Origin of the sequence: Thioalkalivibrio sp. AKL19, assembly GCF_000420165.1 — a bacterium.
GTDB lineage: Bacteria > Pseudomonadota > Gammaproteobacteria > Ectothiorhodospirales > Ectothiorhodospiraceae > Thioalkalivibrio.
This window is the reverse complement of record NZ_ATUK01000013.1, coordinates 119,950-135,555: the sequence shown is the minus strand read 5'-3', so window position 1 is coordinate 135,555 and position 15,606 is coordinate 119,950. Positions and strand designations below refer to the sequence as shown.

General features: G+C 67.6%; 14 protein-coding genes. 4 read left to right on the top strand and 10 right to left on the bottom strand.

Annotated elements, in window-relative coordinates; all coding sequences use genetic code 11:
• Nucleotides 1–59: 59 nt before the first annotated feature.
• Both F817_RS0108850 and F817_RS0108845 read left to right on the top strand, forming a co-directional pair.
• Nucleotides 60–497 (top strand): Rrf2 family transcriptional regulator, encoded by a 438-nt coding sequence (locus tag F817_RS0108850; protein ID WP_024327310.1) that lies wholly within the window; start codon nucleotides 60–62, stop codon nucleotides 495–497.
• Between the two features lie 19 nt (nucleotides 498–516).
• The gene (locus tag F817_RS0108845; RefSeq protein WP_024327309.1) at nucleotides 517–2,223 is read left to right on the top strand and encodes an ExeM/NucH family extracellular endonuclease; all 1,707 of its coding nucleotides are present in this window, start codon (nucleotides 517–519) and stop codon (nucleotides 2,221–2,223) included.
• Between the two features lie 517 nt (nucleotides 2,224–2,740).
• On the opposite strand, the gene F817_RS0108840 is transcribed toward F817_RS0108845, so the two are convergent.
• From F817_RS0108840 to F817_RS0108825, 4 genes are all read right to left on the bottom strand, one after another.
• On the bottom strand, nucleotides 2,741–3,628 hold the full coding sequence (locus F817_RS0108840) for a mechanosensitive ion channel family protein (RefSeq protein WP_024327308.1): 888 nt from the start codon (nucleotides 3,626–3,628) through the stop codon (nucleotides 2,741–2,743).
• Nucleotides 3,629–3,643: 15 nt separating this feature from the next.
• The gene (locus tag F817_RS0108835; protein WP_024327307.1) at nucleotides 3,644–4,453 is read right to left on the bottom strand and encodes a hypothetical protein; all 810 of its coding nucleotides are present in this window, start codon (nucleotides 4,451–4,453) and stop codon (nucleotides 3,644–3,646) included.
• 148 nt (nucleotides 4,454–4,601) lie between these two features.
• Nucleotides 4,602–5,690, bottom strand: a complete 1,089-nt coding sequence (locus F817_RS0108830) for a PA0069 family radical SAM protein (protein WP_024327306.1) — start codon at nucleotides 5,688–5,690, stop codon at nucleotides 4,602–4,604.
• Nucleotides 5,687–6,061 carry a DnaJ family domain-containing protein gene (locus F817_RS0108825; RefSeq protein ID WP_024327305.1) on the bottom strand — a complete coding sequence of 125 codons (375 nt, stop codon included), beginning with the start codon at nucleotides 6,059–6,061 and terminating at the stop codon, nucleotides 5,687–5,689. Before F817_RS0108825 ends, F817_RS0108830 begins: the two co-directional genes overlap by 4 nt.
• Before the next feature lie 102 nt (nucleotides 6,062–6,163).
• Between F817_RS0108825 and F817_RS0108820 the strand changes: the two genes are divergently transcribed.
• The gene (locus F817_RS0108820) at nucleotides 6,164–8,131 is read left to right on the top strand and encodes a bifunctional diguanylate cyclase/phosphodiesterase (protein ID WP_024327304.1); all 1,968 of its coding nucleotides are present in this window, start codon (nucleotides 6,164–6,166) and stop codon (nucleotides 8,129–8,131) included.
• A gap of 18 nt (nucleotides 8,132–8,149) precedes the next feature.
• Here F817_RS0108820 and F817_RS0108815 read toward each other — a convergent pair whose 3' ends face one another.
• From F817_RS0108815 to F817_RS0108790, 6 genes are all read right to left on the bottom strand, one after another.
• Entirely contained in the window at nucleotides 8,150–8,629 is a 480-nt protein-coding gene (locus F817_RS0108815; protein ID WP_017940689.1) for a hypothetical protein, read from the bottom strand.
• Nucleotides 8,630–8,703: 74 nt separating this feature from the next.
• Nucleotides 8,704–9,738, bottom strand: coding sequence for a dihydroorotase (pyrC, locus tag F817_RS0108810; protein WP_024327303.1), 1,035 nt, complete (start codon nucleotides 9,736–9,738; stop codon nucleotides 8,704–8,706).
• A gap of 57 nt (nucleotides 9,739–9,795) precedes the next feature.
• Entirely contained in the window at nucleotides 9,796–10,053 is a 258-nt protein-coding gene (locus F817_RS0108805) for a DUF167 domain-containing protein (RefSeq protein ID WP_024327302.1), read from the bottom strand.
• An 8-nt stretch (nucleotides 10,054–10,061) separates the two neighbouring features.
• Complete coding sequence (locus F817_RS0108800; RefSeq protein WP_024327301.1) at nucleotides 10,062–10,808, bottom strand: class I SAM-dependent methyltransferase; 747 nt, start codon at nucleotides 10,806–10,808, stop codon at nucleotides 10,062–10,064.
• Nucleotides 10,809–10,879: 71 nt separating this feature from the next.
• Entirely contained in the window at nucleotides 10,880–11,908 is a 1,029-nt protein-coding gene (locus F817_RS0108795; RefSeq protein ID WP_024327300.1) for a hypothetical protein, read from the bottom strand.
• Between the two features lie 136 nt (nucleotides 11,909–12,044).
• On the bottom strand, nucleotides 12,045–12,875 hold the full coding sequence (locus F817_RS0108790) for an alpha/beta hydrolase (protein ID WP_024327299.1): 831 nt from the start codon (nucleotides 12,873–12,875) through the stop codon (nucleotides 12,045–12,047).
• A 101-nt stretch (nucleotides 12,876–12,976) separates the two neighbouring features.
• Here F817_RS0108790 and F817_RS0108785 point away from each other — a divergent pair, with 101 nt between their 5' ends.
• A complete protein-coding gene (locus F817_RS0108785) occupies nucleotides 12,977–15,169 on the top strand; it encodes a bifunctional (p)ppGpp synthetase/guanosine-3',5'-bis(diphosphate) 3'-pyrophosphohydrolase (RefSeq protein ID WP_024327298.1) in 2,193 nt (730 codons plus the stop codon).
• Nucleotides 15,170–15,606 lie beyond the last annotated feature (437 nt).

Below are 15,606 nucleotides of genomic sequence, written 5' to 3'. Positions count from 1 at the left end.
TAAGGTTCAACGAAATATACGTTCAAGCATATCCTTCGAAACCAGCCGACGATCCCCCTATGCAACTCACCCGTTATACCGACTTCTCCCTTCGTGTCCTGATGTACCTCACCGTCCAGCCGCGCGAACAGCGCGTGACCGTCAGTGACATCTCCGAACAGTTCTCGATTCCGCGCAACCATCTGGTCAAGATCGTCCACCAGCTCGGTCAGAAGGGCTACATCATCACCCGCCGCGGCAAGGGGGGCGGCATCTCGCTCGCCTGTGAGCCGGGCGAGATCAACGTGGGCAGCGTCATCCGCGACATGGAGCCCAACCTGAACGTGGTCGACTGCGAGAACCCCGTCTGCCCGATCCTGCCCGGCTGCCAGCTGCGTGGCGTGCTCAATGATGCCCGCGATGCGTTCCTGGCTGTGCTCGATCGCTACACCATCGCGGACGTTACCCAGGCCCCGGACTATCTCTACGGACTGCTGAATCCCAGCAAGAGCGCCTGAACACCCTTATCCTTCGGCCATGGATCGGCTGAACCCTGCATCCCCGGCTTGTACAACCCGCCCCAGGGCCACCACCGCCGCGGGGGCGATGGCCGTGGTCCTGCTGGCGCTGTGGACCGCGGGCCCGGCACAGGCCCGGGTCGCCTGTCCCGATCCCGGCGCCGAGCGGACGCCGCTCTCCGAACTCCGGGCGGGACAGGTCGCCGAGGGCAACGCCGTCATCGTCGAAGGCGTCGCGACCGGCGTATTCATGGGGCCCGACCAGCTCGACGGGTTCTATCTGCAACAGGGATCGGGGGCGGATGCCACGGGCCTGTTCGTCTATGCCCCGCGTCAGGACCCGGTCGAGGCCGGACAGCGTCTGGAGGTGCACGGTGACTTCAGCCGCCACCGCGGCCGGCCGCAAGTCTCGCGCCTGCATCGGGTGGAAAACTGCGGCCACGCGGGCCTGCCCGACCCCATCCCGTTGCGCCTGCCCGAGGATGCCGACCGCCTCGACGAACACCGCGACCTGCGTGTGCGCCTGACGCAGGCACTAACCGTGACCGCCAACCACGACCTCGGTCGCTACGGCAGCCTGACCCTCGCTGCCGGCGGGCGGCTGATCCATCCCGGCCAGACCGGGCGCCCGGGGACGGATCGGGACGCGGCCCGCCAGATCGAACTCGATGATGGCAGCTACCGTGCCAACCCCGATCCGATCCCCTATCTCGACCACCAGGGCACCCGCCGCGCGGGAAGCCGGGTCGAAGGCCTGACCGGCATCCTCACCCGGGCCTTCGGCGAGTATCGCATCCACCCCACCGAGACGATTGACTGGTCCGGCGGGGAACGACCGGCACCCGTGCCGGCCCCGGCGGCGGGCCACCTCCGCATCGCAACGGCCAACCTGGAGAACGATTTCGTCACCCTGGGCGAGCGCGGCGCACAGACCCGGGCGGAACGCGATCGGCAGACGGCCAAGCTGGACGCCCTGCTCCAGGGACTGGACGCGGATCTGCTCGGCGCCGTGGAACTGGAAAATGCCGCAGCCGCCCGCACCAAGCTGGTGACCCGCCTGAACACACGGCACTCCGAACGCGGCCAGTACGCCGCCGTCGCGCACCCGGCGCCTGGAGACGACGCCATCAAGGTCGGCCTGCTTTACCGGCCCGAACGCCTGCGCCTGATCGCGTCGGCCGCCGACCGCGACGACGTGCACCATCGGCCACCGCTGCTGGGCTGGTTCGCACCCACCGGAACCGACGAGCGTTTCGGTGCCGTGGTGGTTCACTTCAAGGCCAAGAGCGGGTGTCCCGACGCGGGCGACATCGACCGCGGCCAGGGGTGCTGGAACGAACGCCGCACCGCGCAGGCCGAGCGCCTGGTGGAATGGCTGCGCGAACAGCGCCGCGGCGAATATGCCGACACCCCCATGCTGATCCTCGGCGACCTGAACGCCTACGCCACCGAAGACCCGATCCGGACCCTGACCGCCGCCGGGAAACGCGATCTCGTCCACGACAACCCGGCCCGGGCGCATACCTATGTGTTTCGCGGCCAGGCCGGGCAGCTGGACTACCTGCTGGGCCCCGAATCGCTGCGCGTACGCGTAACCGATGGCGCGACCTGGCCGGTCAATGCGGATGAACCCCGGTTCCTCGGGTTTGACGGGCGCGCACCCGCCGAGGGCCCCTGGCGCGCCTCGGACCACGACCCGGTCTGGGCCGATCTGCGTCTGGACTGACTGTGGCCTCCGCGGGCCGCGCCCACGCGCCGAAACGGTTCATGGTCGCGATCCCTGAACCGCAGACACAGGGGTGCGGTTAAGGAGACGCTGATTTAATCGCACGTCCGCGTTGGTGCCCCCTGTTTTCCGAGACAAGGCACGTCGTGCAGCGGGTAGTGGTTCTACCCGCAAGCGGCGCAACGCAGGATCGGGGAACAGGGGGCACCAACCCCACAAGCCATTGAACGCAGGGGCTCGGCCGGCCGTTTTTGATAACAACGGGCGTGGGAACTGCGTTGCGGTTCCCTTGTGCAGAATGACTGCACGGCAGTCACCGCGCCTTGTTCGCACGCAAAAGCGACTCGAGCGCGGACGCGCGATTAAATCAGCGTCTCCTTAAGCGCAGCGAAACGCAGCACTTCCCGCGTCGTGCCAGTTCCTTGATGGGATTCGCTCCGCTCATCCCATGCTACGTCCCTGGACTGAGCCGGTTCTCCCCGGGCCGCGCCCGCACGTCCGGCCGGGCCCTTGCCACTTAGGAGCGCGCGCCCGGCTCCGTCGGGGCGGCGGCTTCCGCCTCGACATCCGACACGTTGTCGACGATGCGCACCGGTAGCGGGCCGCCCAGACTGCCCAGGGTGCGTTGCGGGAACGGGATCTCGATGCCTGCCTCGTCCAGCGCCGCCTTCACGCCCTCGTGCATGGAGTTGCGCAGATCCAGGAATTTCTCCCGCCGTGCCCAGACGGAGAACTGGATTTTCAGCGCGGAGTCCCCGTATTCGAGGAAGATGAACAACGGCTTGGGTTCCTCCAGGCACACCGGATTGCCCTCCGCCACCGTCATCAGGATGTCCCGCAACTGCTTGAGATCGGTGTGATAGGCCACCCCGACCTGCATGTCGAGCCGACGGATCGGGAAGCGGCTGAGGTTGGTCAGCTGGGATTTCACCAGGCTCTCGTTGGGCACCCGCACCATCAGGTTGTCGAAGGTCCGAAGTTTCACCGACAGCGGGTCGATCGAGAGTACCTCGCCGGTGGCATCCCCGACCTTGATCACGTCCCCGACGGAGAACGGCCGCTCGCCAATCAGGAACAGCCCCGAGATCAGGTTGGAGGCCGATGTCTGCGAGGCAAAGCCGAGCGCGACCGTCAGGATGCCGGCCGCGCCCAGCAGCACGGTCAGGTCGAACCCGAGTTCGCGCAGCGCCGAGGCCAGCACCAGCAGCACGATCACGTAGAAGCTGATGCGCCGGGTCAGCATCACCTGCTGGGCGTCGAGCTTGTCCTCCAGCATCCGCGCCAGTCCGCGCGACACCAGCCGTGCCACCAGAAGGCCGACCAGCAGGTACAGCACCGCGCGGATCGCCGCGAGAAAGGCCTCGCTGGTCACGAAGGCCTCGGCCGCTTGTAGCCATTCATTCATGGTGTACGTGGCTCCCTACTGAAACAGGGCGGTGAACGCCCGCACCATCAAATGCCGTCCCCCGGCCTGGCGAGGCTCGGCAATGCGTCGCGCACCGGCCGCCACGGCCGGTGGCCCGGAGTCGATCTTCATCTCTGCCATGTCGCGGTCCTCCTCGCGCTCCATGCGCACCGCCGGGGTCCACAGCCGGTGGTGCTCGTCGGCGTAGACCGGCAGACGCGGCACCGGCAGGTTCACCCGCTCCAGGAACAACGCGTCGTCCGCCTTGTTGGCAATGGTCAGCGGGGTCACCACGCGATGCGGCCGTTCCGGCACGTCGGCCAGGTCCAGGCGCGCCTGGGTGCGGGTGGCATAGCACAGTTCGCCGTTCACGGTGCTCGCGCCGAACCACGTATCGGAAGGCGTGTAGACCGGGAATTCCTGTACTCGGGCCGGTCCCAGGTACAGCTGCACCCAGGCCGGCGTACTCAGATAAAGCGTGACCTCCCCCTGGGACGGCACGTAGAAAGGATCCTGCGGACGGCTCACCATCGCCCGGTCCGCCAGGGCCACGCGCAATTCCGGCTCGGTGCCGACCGGAGAGCCGGCGAAACGCAGCCGGTCCTTGGCCGATTCCGGAAACGCATCATTGCAGGGGACATCGATCGCCAGGGTGGCATCGGCGGAGTCGCGAGGACGTTCGAGCACCAACTGCCATTCCTGATCGCCGTGCAGCAGCCAGAGATCGAGCGGCCCGATGGACCAGCGGCCGTGCTGCCCAGCAGCGAGCGGCCGGCGGCCCCACCAGGCCGCGGGATCGGTAGGGGTTGTGGAGGTCTCCGGCATCGTCCCGCCCTTGTTCACGAAGGCCCACTGTAAACCAGATCGGCGCTTCCGGGGATCGGGCCTGCCCGCCCCTTTCCCGGCCCGACGGTGGCCACCACCCGGGATCGTGGCGCTGTATCCCGCGCCGCCCCGCACCCGGCTACCTTGATCAGAACAGGTCCATCTGGCCCTCGGCATGGGCCTTTCGCGGCCGCGCCGGCGGCTGGAACTGGCCGCAGTCCAGTTCCACGAGGCGCCCGGCCAGTCCCGCGCGCCGCCGGGCCAGCCGGAAGCGCTGGCGCAACAGCTCGGCGTAGGCGCCGGCCCCGCGCATGCGATGGCCGAAGGTGGCGTCATACAGCTTGCCGCCATGCGCCTCCCGCAGGCGCTGCAGGATGTGGTCGGCCTTGAGCGGATGATGATGGCGCAGCCAGTCCTCGAACAGTGGCGCGACCTCGCGCGGGAGCCGCAAAAGCACATACCCGGCCGCCACCGCGCCGGCCGCCGCGCCCGCCTCCAGCAGTGATTCCAGTTCGCCATCCGTCAGCACGGGGATCAGCGGCGCCACCAGAACGTTGACCGGCACCCCCGCCGCGTTCAGCCGCTCGATCGTCTGCAGGCGCCGCTGCGGAGCCGCGGCGCGTGGCTCCAGATGGCGCGACAGGCTCCGGTCGAGGGTGGTCAGCGAAACGGCAACCTGGACCAGCCCGCGTTCCGCCATCGGCGCCAGCAGGTCCAGGTCACGCTCGACCAGGGCCGACTTGGTCACGATTGATACTGGGTGTCCGGTCTCGGCCAGCACCTCCAGAAGCTCCCGCGTGATCCGCCATTCGCGCTCGACGGGCTGGTAGGCATCCGTGTTGATGCCCAGGGCCAGCGGCGTCACCCGGTGCGAGGGCCTTGCCAGCTCGCGCCGCAGGCACTCGGCCGCACCCACCTTGGCGAACAGGCGGCTTTCGAAATCGAGTCCCGGCGACAACCCCACGTAGGCGTGTGCCGGTCGAGCGAAGCAGTAGGAGCAGCCGTGTTCGCAGCCGCGATAGGGGTTCAGCGAGAGCTCGAATGGCACATCCGGCGACTGATTCCACGACAGCACGCGGCGCGGGTGCTCGACCGTGACCTCGGTGCGCAGCGGTGGCGGGGCCTCGCCATCCCCTTCCCACCCGTCATCGAAGGGTTCCCGCCGGGTTGGCTCGAAACGCGCGTCCGGGTCCAGGGTCGCGCCGCGCCCTCTCAGGGGGCCATGGAGCGGGTTCATCGCGCAGGGCCGTCCATGCGCTCGCATAGCTGGCGAAAATAGCCGGACTCCGAGACCATCCCCCGGCCATCACCGCTGCGATTCAGGCGATCCAGCAACACGCGCAGGCGCCGGGCGGCATGCTGGCGCGAGGCCTCGTCGTCCGCCGCCTGCAGCAGGGCCTCCACGGAGGCGATCTCGCCCCGGATCTGGACGGCCTCGGGCACATAACCGGCGTTCTTCATCACCCGGTAGGCCATGCGCAGCTCTTCCGGCACCGCGCTGTCGTCATCCAGTTCCAGGGGCTGGCCGCTCCCGGGGAGATCGTCGAATTCGCCCCGACGCGCCGCATCGGTCAGTTGCGCCTCGATTTGTGCCTCGGTCAGCAGCATCTCGTTCCCCGTAACTGCGGCGGCTCACCTACCCACGCATTGAGCCCTGGATGGATTTACCGTAATGTCCGGCCCTTCTGCACAAGCCCCCTCACGGAGCCGATGGCACTCACCCAGGGAGACAAACCGTCGGCGTCCTCCGTGCATGCCCTTGCACCGGCGCGGGAGGCGCTGCGGGCCGACCCGCGCTTCGACTCCTACCTGACCCGGCAGATCCCGGTCCTGGTGGCCTTGTCGCTGCTGCCGGGGCTGGGATATATCCTGCTCGGCACTCTGCACGGCGCATTCACCGCGGCCGTGTCCTGGTACGCCGTGATGGCCGCCGCCTCGCTGTGGGGGCTGCAGCTGTACTGGCGCTACCACCGATCGCCACTGGCCCCCGAGCAACGCATCCGCTGGCGGATCCGGCTCACCCTCTTTCTGTACCTCTATGTGGCGTTGTGGACCGTAATCTTCCTGGTCTTCGTCCGCCTGGACTCCCAGAACCTCCACTATATCGCCATCTTCACCCAGATCGGCGCCACCACCGTGGTGGCGGCCCTGCTCTATCCGGCCCCCTGGGTGTTCCGGCCGCTGATCCCCGCCATGATCGCACCGCTGGCGATCTATTTCCTGCTGATCGGGGACTGGTACGGGTACGTCCTGGCGGCCTTCTCGGCGACCCTGGCCCTGGTCCTGTACTACGCCGCGAGCAGCAGCTTCGGCCTGCTGCGCGACAGCCTCCACCAGGCCTCGCACGACGCCCTCACCGGCCTGAACAACCGCGCGGCCTTCATCGAGCACCTCGAAGAGAGCCTGGAGGTGCTGCAGCACCACCGCCAGCACTCCTTCCTGCTGCTGATCGATCTGGATCACTTCAAGACGGTCAACGACCTGCTGGGACACGACATCGGGGACGAGCTGCTCAAATCCGTGACACGCGACTTCGCCAACGCCCTTCCCCCCGGCCATCACCTCGCCCGCCTGGGCGGTGACGAGTTCGTGATCGTCGCCCCTGGCAAGGGCGACCGCCAGACCTGCGAGCGCGCCGCCCGCCGGCTGGCGCGCTCGCTCCTGCAGGTGGTCAAGACGCCCTACATCATCCGCAGCCACCACCTGCACGTGAGCGCCAGCATCGGGATCCGCCTGATCGAGCCGGACCACCCGGTCGACTCGCATCAGCTCGTACGCGAGGCGGATATTGCCATGTACGAGGTCAAGGACCGCGGCCGCGACGGCGTGGTGGTGTTCAGCGACGAGTTGTCGCGGGCCGTAGAGCGGCACTTGCAGATCGAACGCTGCCTGCATTTCGCGTTGCACAACCGCGAGATCGAGGTCCTGTTCCAGCCGCAGGTGGATGCCACCGGCCATATCCGCAGCGCCGAAACCCTGATCCGCTGGCAAAGCGCCGAGCTCGGCCCGGTCTCACCGGCGGAGTTCATCCCTATTGCCGAGCAGACCGGCTACATCAGCGAACTGGGCGACGCGGTCATCGCGCGCGCCTTCCAGGCCCTGCGCGACTGGGACCGCACCGGATTCCACCTGGAGCAGCTGGCCATCAACATCAGTCCGCGCCAGCTGGTCCACCTGAACTTCGTGCATCGCATGCAGGAGCTGATCGCCCGCTACCTGGACCGCGAGCACGCCCACCGCATCACCCTGGAGATCACCGAACACGTGGTGGCCGAGGATACCGACCGCGTCATCCACATCATGCAGGCCCTGCGCCAGATGGGCCTGCGCTTCTCCATGGACGACTTCGGGACGGGCTTTTCCTCTCTCAGCTATCTCAAGCGCCTGCCCTTCGACGAACTCAAGATCGACCGGAGCTTTGTCCGTCAGGTGGACCACGACGCCGACGACCAGGCCATGGTACGCACCATCTGCGATATCGCCCGGCAGTTTCGGCTACAGGTTGTTGCGGAGGGGGTCGAGACGGACGCCCAGTACCAGTGGCTGGCAACCCATGGCGACCTGCGTTTTCAGGGCTACCTGTTCGCCCGCCCCATGGACGCGGATGCCTTCTTCGCGCACGCCCGGGGCGCGCCCGAATCGCTGCCCATTCCCGACCCGATGCACCGGGCCGTGTAGGCAGCGGGCCCGCCCCGGTCAGGCGCCGCCCGTTGCGGCCGGCACGACCCAGAGGGTCAGCGACAGCAGGATCCCCGTGAGGCTCACCCCGATGATGGGCAGCATCATCACCCCGGCCAGGGCCTCGCGCCGAAACAGGCGCATGGCCATTCCGCCCAGGGTCAGCGTCCACCCGATCGCCACAAAGAACGCCAGCGCGTTCAGTTCGGCCCCCCACAGCAGGATCAGGGCCACCGGCAGACCGAGATTGAGGATCACCACCCCCATTTCCTGGCTGCCCGCGGCACGCCCGGCGGACAGCGCATAGGCATAGGCTGCCCAGACCATCAGCAGGCCAAACCCGAGCGCGCCGGCCGCCGGCGAACTGAGCGGGGCACGCAGGATCGCGGCACCGGCGGGCTCCAGCCTGACGCCGAGCGCGATAATCAGCAACGCCACCCCGAGACTGATGGCCATCCAGAACCACAGGGTTCCGCGTTGCACGTTGGGTTCCGTCATGCCGGTGTCCTCATCCTGTCCATTGTCTACTACCCTGCTGACCGCACCCGTAGTGCCGGGTTCGGCGAGCGCGTTTATTGAGCCAGTTGCCAGGCGATGGTCTCGCCCGCGCGCAACGGCACACCCGGGTCATGCCCGAACAGTACCGCTTCCGGTACGTTCCACGGGGAGCGCTCCAGCGTCAGGGTGTCGGTGTTGCGCGGCAGCTTGTAGAAATCCGGTCCGAAATGGCTGGCAAAGCCTTCCAGCCGATCCAGCGCCTCCGCCGCGGCGAAGGCCTCCGCGTACAGCTCGATGGCCGCGTGCGCGGAATAGATCCCCGCGCAGCCACAGGCCGACTCCTTCGCGTGGCGCGGATGCGGCGCACTGTCGGTCCCCAGGAAGAACCGTGGGTGCCCGCTGGTCGCCGCCTCCAAAAGGGCCTTGCGGTGACGCTCGCGTTTCAGGATCGGCAGACAGAAGTGGTGCGGCCGCATCCCGCCGGCGAACAGCGCGTTGCGGTTGTAGAGCAGATGCTGCGGGGTAATGGTGGAGGCAACGTGTTCCGGCCCGTCGTGGATGAACTGCACGGCGGATTCGGTGGTGATGTGCTCCAGCACCACGCGCAGCTCGGGGAAGTCCCGGATCAGCGGTTCCAGGTGGCGCTCGATGAACACCGCCTCGCGGTCGAAGATGTCCACGTCCGGATCGGTCACCTCCCCGTGGATCAACAGGGGCAGGTCCACCCGCTGCATGGCCTCGAACACCGGATAGCAACGGCGGATATCGGTTACCCCGCTGGCAGCATTGGTCGTGGCGCCGGCCGGGTACAGCTTGACCCCGTGGATGAACCCGGAGGCCTTCGCCGCGTCGATCATCCCCGGGGTCGTGCCCTCGGTGAGATACAGCGTCATCAGCGGCTCGAAGTCCGCCTCCTCCGGCAGCGCCGCCAGGATGCGGTCACGGTAGTCGCCCGCGGCCTCGACCGTGGTCACCGGTGGCTTCAGGTTGGGCATGATGATCGCGCGGCGGAAGCGGCGCGCGGTATCCGGCAGCACCGAAGCGAGGACGTCGCCGTCGCGCAGGTGCAGGTGCCAGTCATCCGGTCGGGTCAGGGTCAGGCGGTTCATCCGTAGTTCCCTTCACAGGGGCTCGTCAGGCACGAGCCGCGTCACAGTCATGAGTCATCAGGATAACGCGTGGCGCAAGTCGGACTCGGTCCAGCCCTCCACCGTCACCGTCTTGCTGCGCGAGGTCGCGCCAGCTACCACCTCCACGGCCGACTTCGGGCAACCCAGTTCGGCCGCCAGCAGCGCAATCACGGCCTCGTTGGCGCGGCCCTTCTCCGGCGGCGCCCGCACTTGCAGCTTGAGGGTGTCGCCCATCCACCCGGCCAAGGCGTTGCGCTTGCTGCCCGGCGCCACCTTCACCTTCAGCCGGGCCACGGGGCGATCTACCCGGCCGGGCGCGTCGCCATGTAGGCGCTGAAGACGCCGAGCTGGACATTGCGCTGCACGTCTTCGAAACCGACGGATCGCAGGGTTTCCATGATGTCGTCCGGGGGGACGCACTGATCGATGGTGTCCCAGAAATAGCGCATCAGCAGTTGCCCGTCCGGGTCGCGGGTGAGCACCTTGCCCACAAACGGCACGAAATCGCGGAAATAGAAGCGTGCCAGGCCAAACTGGAACTTCGTACGTGGCCGCGAGACCTCGAGGATAGTGCAGCGCCCGCCCGGCTTCAGCACGCGGAAGTACTCGCTGAACAACTCGTGCAGGTCGCGCACATGGCGAAGCCCATACCCCATGTACAGACGGTCGTACTGCTGGTCCGGCAGCGGCATCTGCTCGCCCAGGCTCTGGATGAAGGTGGCATCCATCTTGGTGCGGGCGATATCCATCATGCCGCGGCTCGGGTCGACGCAGGTCAGGTGATCGTCCCCCACCACCTTGCGGATCTCCTCCGCAACCGGGCCGGTGCCGGTGGCCACGTCCAGCACCTCCATACCGGCCTCCAGACCGGATTGTTTCAGGACAAACCGGCGATACGACTGGCCGGTGCCGAAGAAGCCCACCCGCAGGATGCGGTCGTAATACGGGGCGGTCCGGTCAAACAGGTCGTCGACGTAGGCGCGGCGGCTGGCCTCGTCGCCGTAGTAGTCCTTCAGGACCGGGTGCGGCTTCTTGGTGGTCGGCTGCATTGCGTGTTCTCCCTGGCTAGGGACCGGTGACCACCCTCTCGCGGCAGTCCGTCCGGCCCGGCATCAATCCGTCATGGTATCGCGAGCGTCTCCGTCAGACGCTCCGAGTACAGTCCCTCGATCTCCACCAGCAATTCCTCACGGCAGATATCGCCGTGCAGCAACAGCCAGGGTACATCGTGGCCCAGGCGTTCCCGCAGATGCGCCTCGGCGGCCGGCGCGTCGGCGGCTCGGCGCAGGTAGACCTTCAGTGCCGACAGCTCCCGCGGGGCATCGGCGTGGACCGGGTGGTGCGTGGCGGCCTGTTCCAGCAACACCCCGATGTTACGCAGGCTCTCGTCGATCTGCGCCCCCAGGTCCCCGACATGCCGGCTTTCATGGCCCACGATACTCGCCGTTCCGGAGATGAACAGTTCGGCGGCCCGCGGCCCCGACTGCCACAGGCTGGCGCGCGCAAACGAGGGGCTGCGCGGGCCGTACTGGCGCGGGTAGCGGTAGGCACTGACCTGGCGCGGATTCTCGATCCGGGCCGCGGCCTCGCGCGTGGCAATGAAGTAGATCAGCAGCCCGTCGGAATGCGTACCGATCGCAGTGGCCGCCGGCAGGATGCGTTCGTACGCCGGCAATGCCTCGAAGACCCGCGCGCGCCCGCTGCAGAAGCCGCGATAGCGTTCCTGGCCGTCCACCGGGTCATTGATGGCGGGGAGATAGTTCCACACCCGCACGAGGTACTCGAAGCCCAGCGCCCGGCAACCCGCCAGGATCTCCCGATAGGCGCGTTGCGTCACCGGATCCGGGTCTTCGATCGCGTCCAGCGGCGCGGTCCAGCATCCCACCAGACACTCCTCGCTGCGCAGGTACGTCAACGCCCCTTCCGCGCCAGTCTCCCCGGCGGCTCCACCCGGCAGGGACCAGCACTCCACCCAGCCCGAACCACCACCGAGCGGTTCCAGGCCCACGCGGATCTCCAGTTGCCCGGCCCGGTGTTCGACGCCACTGGATCCGCCAAACCGGATCACCACGGGTGCCACCGCACAGTCGGGGTCCTCTTCACGACGGTAGGTAACCGTCAGCGGACTTTTTGCGGGAGGTTCGATCATTCGGTGGCACCGGGAGCCAGCGCTCCCCATGGGCATCCATTCCGGCCGGGACAGCGGCGCAGTCTACCAATCTCCCACGATGGAGACACGGCATCCGTGCGCAGTCCGGGATTCCGGGATGCTGCGAGGCTCCATCTCACGGCTCGGGGAGCGACAGGCCCGCATCAAGCAGAAAGGCGCGCAGGCCGTCGCTGTAGGCCTCCCCGGTGGCCAGAAAGGCGTCGTTGTGGCCCCCTTGCATCTCCAGCAGGCGGCCGTCTCCGGCTGCCGCATGCAGGCGTTCGGCATGCTCGAACGGCACGATTTCGTCCTGCGGGCTGTGGGCAAACAGAATCGGTGCCGTGATCGCCTCGACGCGACCCAGTGTGTCGTATTCGTGGCGCAGCAGCGCCCGCACCGGCAGCCAGGGGTAGTGGCGCACCCCGAGATCCGCGGCCGAGGTGAAGGCGGACTCCAGGATCACCGCTGCCGGCTCCACGCCGGTGGCCAGCTCCGCCGCCACCGCCGCACCCAGCGAACGACCAAACACCACGATCGCCTCCGGCGGGATCGAGCGCTCCTCCGTCAGGTACTGCCACGCGGCGCGGGCATCCAAGTAGGTCCCCGCCTCGTCGGGTCGCCCGGCGCTCCGGCCATATCCCCGGTAGTCGATGATCAGGACCGCCAGGCCCAGCTCGTGGAATTGCTGCAGCGAATGCAGGCGGTGGCCGATATTGCCGGCATTGCCATGCAGGAACAGCAGCACGGGGGTATCGCCGTCTGGCCCTGGCATAAACCAGCCATGCAGACGCACGCCGTCCCCAGCCACCAGCTCGACATCCTCGTAATCCAGCCCGATGCGCTCCGGCGTGCTGGTCACGTTGCTGGAGGGCATGTAGATCAAGCGGTCCTGGGTGAGGAAGATCAGCCCCGTAAACAGGACATAACCCAACCCCGCGAGACCCAGGATCTTGAACACGTTGACCATGCCCCGATCCTGACCCCCGATCTCGTCTCACGCAAGCCTCTCGCCGGCCCGCGCGGACCGGTACAATGCCCCGAACGGTTTCGCTGGAACATCCCCGCCCCATGCGCCATTCGCTGCTCACCAACACCGACCTGCAGGGTCTCGACCGTGACGCGCTGCTGCGCCATTTCGCGGGCAACCAACCCCTGGACGACGCCACCGGCCAGCAGCTGGCCGAGGCGCTGGATCGCGCCCTGGAAGCCGTCGATGCCGCCGGTCTCGAGTCCCACCCGATGGATGTGGCGGAGATCCTGCGCCACCTCAACGTGGATCGGCAGACGCTGATCGCGACCCTGCTCGTGCCCGTGTATCTGGCGGACCTGCTCAAGCCGGCCCAGCTCGAGCAGCGTTTTGGTGCGGCCATCGCCCGGCTCACAACCAACGTCGCGGCCCTGGTTCGCCGCCGATTCGAGGCGCCGGCGGGCCGGCCGGAACAGGCCGAACGCCTGCGCCGCATGCTGATGGCCATGGTCGACGACGTGCGTGCCGTGCTGATCAAGCTGGCGTTCCGCGTGCAGCACCTGCGCCTGCTGGTGCGGGAAGCGGATGACAGCGCGCGCGCCCTCGCCCAGGAAACCCTGGACGTCATCGCGCCGCTGGCCAACCGCCTGGGCGTCGGCCAGCTCAAGTGGGAGATGGAAGACCTCGCCCTGCGCATCCTGGAACCGGAAACCTACCGCGAGATCGCACGCGGGCTGGAAGAAAATCGAACAGAACGCGAAACCTACGTGGAGGACTTCGCAAAGACTCTGAAGAGCCGGCTGCAGTCCGAGGGCATCCAGGCTCGGGTCTTCGGCCGCCCGAAGCACATCTACAGCATCTGGAAGAAGATGCAGCGCAAGCGTACCTCGCTGTCCGAGTTGTACGACCTGCGCGCCACCCGGGTGATCGTCGACCAGCTGGCCACCTGCTACACCGTGCTTGGCATCGTGCACAACGACTGGCGCCACCTCCCCAGCGAATTCGACGACTACATCGCCAATCCCAAGGACAACGGCTACCAGTCCCTGCATACCGCCGTGGTCGGACCGGAGGGCAAGGTCGTGGAGGTGCAGATCCGCACCCGCGAGATGGACGACTTCGCCGAGCTCGGGGTGGCCGCGCACTGGCGCTACAAGGAAGGCGGGCGCGAGGATCAGGCACTCAACCGTGCCATCAACAACCTGCGCCAACTGCTGGAGGCCGCCGACAACAACGACCAGAACCTGCTCGACGAGATCCAGAGCGAGCCGCTGCACCAGCGCGTGTTCGTGCTCACGCCCCAGGGCGAGGTGCTGGACCTGTCCCAGGGCGCCACCCCGCTGGACTTTGCCTACGCGGTGCACACCGAGGTCGGCCACCGCTGCCGCGGGGCCAAGGTCGACGGTCACATCGTCCCGCTCACCTACAAGCTGAAGTCCGGCGAACGCGTCGAGGTCCTGACCACCCGGGAGGGCGGCCCCAGCCGCGACTGGCTCAACCCCAACCTGGGATATCTCAACACCGCCCGCGCCCGCTCCAAGGTCCGTACCTGGTTCCGCCAGCAGCACCAGGACGAACACCTGGCCACCGGCAAGCACCTGTTCGATCGCGAATGCCAGCGCCTGGGCTGCGGACAGGATCTCGACCGCAGCGCCCTCGCCGAGGCCATGAAATACCAGACCTTCGACGAGCTGCTGGTCGCGCTGGGTGCCGGCGACATCACCACCACCCAGATCGCCGGGCGCATCGCCCAGCAGATGCGCGAGACCCGTGGTCGCGACAAGACCGCTGTGCAGCCCGCGCCCCAGCGACCGCGCCGCCACGATGGCGAAGCGAAAGAAGACGATATCAAGATCCGGGGCGTCGGCGGCCTGCTGACCACCCGGGCGCGCTGCTGCAACCCGCAGCCCGGGGACCCGATCATCGGCTTCATTACCCGCGGCGCCGGCGTCTCCGTGCACCGCAGCGACTGCGTAAACATCCTGCACATGCCGGAGGAAAAGCGCGGCCGCCTGATCCCGGTCTCCTGGGGCGAAGAGCCCGAACGCGAGGCCATCACCCTGGAGGTCGATGCCCACGACCGCCCCGGCCTGCTGGGCGAAGTCGGCAACGCCTTCTCCGAATGCGGCATCAACCTCCTGCGCGTAAACACCGAAACCAACCGCGAAGACCGCAGCGTCCGCATGGAACTGGAAGCCGAATTCAGCGACCTCGGCGAACTCAGCCACCTCTTCGACCGCCTCCAATCCCTCAGCAGCGTCCAAACCGTCCGCCGCCTCCCCCCAAACCCCTGACCCCGCCACGTCATCCCGGCCCTTGCCTACCCAGCCTGTCATCCTGGCCGCAACGCCCTCCTTCCCGTCCCCCGGCCGCACGCCTTCCCACCCTGTAGCGCCGGCCGCGCCCCACCCGGCCCGTCATCCCGCCCGGCCCCAGCGCCCACTTTTCCCGTCATCCCGGCCGTAGCGCCCCCTTGTCCCGTCATCCCGGCCGTAGCAAAGCGGAGAGCCGGGATCTCCCACGCCGGATTTACCCCAACGTACGGGCAGCCTACACCGCAGAGATCCCGGATAACTGCTCCGCAGTTTCCGGGATGACGTCGGTAGCTACGACCTGCTTCTTGGCCCTTCACACCAGCGCCAGGCTCACCCTCCTGACCACAAGCGAGCCCCCCGTCATCCCGGCCGTAGCGAAGCGGAGAGCCGGGATCTCCCACGCCGGACACACCCCA

Excerpts from the sequence above, each read along its gene's own strand:
- F817_RS0108840 (WP_024327308.1), bottom strand. The coding sequence starts at position 3,628 with ATGAATGAATGGCTACAAGCGGCCGAGGCCTTCGTGACCAGCGAGGCC.
- F817_RS0108790 (WP_024327299.1), bottom strand. The coding sequence starts at position 12,875 with ATGGTCAACGTGTTCAAGATCCTGGGTCTCGCGGGGTTGGGTTATGTC.
- F817_RS0108795 (WP_024327300.1), bottom strand. The coding sequence starts at position 11,908 with ATGATCGAACCTCCCGCAAAAAGTCCGCTGACGGTTACCTACCGTCGT.
- F817_RS0108800 (WP_024327301.1), bottom strand. The coding sequence starts at position 10,808 with ATGCAGCCGACCACCAAGAAGCCGCACCCGGTCCTGAAGGACTACTAC.
- F817_RS0108825 (WP_024327305.1), bottom strand. The coding sequence starts at position 6,061 with ATGCTGCTGACCGAGGCACAAATCGAGGCGCAACTGACCGATGCGGCG.
- F817_RS0108820 (WP_024327304.1), top strand. The coding sequence starts at position 6,164 with ATGGCACTCACCCAGGGAGACAAACCGTCGGCGTCCTCCGTGCATGCC.
- F817_RS0108845 (WP_024327309.1), top strand. The coding sequence starts at position 517 with ATGGATCGGCTGAACCCTGCATCCCCGGCTTGTACAACCCGCCCCAGG.
- F817_RS0108785 (WP_024327298.1), top strand. The coding sequence starts at position 12,977 with ATGCGCCATTCGCTGCTCACCAACACCGACCTGCAGGGTCTCGACCGT.
- pyrC (WP_024327303.1), bottom strand. The coding sequence starts at position 9,738 with ATGAACCGCCTGACCCTGACCCGACCGGATGACTGGCACCTGCACCTG.
- F817_RS0108830 (WP_024327306.1), bottom strand. The coding sequence starts at position 5,690 with ATGAACCCGCTCCATGGCCCCCTGAGAGGGCGCGGCGCGACCCTGGAC.
- F817_RS0108835 (WP_024327307.1), bottom strand. The coding sequence starts at position 4,453 with ATGCCGGAGACCTCCACAACCCCTACCGATCCCGCGGCCTGGTGGGGC.
- F817_RS0108850 (WP_024327310.1), top strand. The coding sequence starts at position 60 with ATGCAACTCACCCGTTATACCGACTTCTCCCTTCGTGTCCTGATGTAC.
- F817_RS0108815 (WP_017940689.1), bottom strand. The coding sequence starts at position 8,629 with ATGACGGAACCCAACGTGCAACGCGGAACCCTGTGGTTCTGGATGGCC.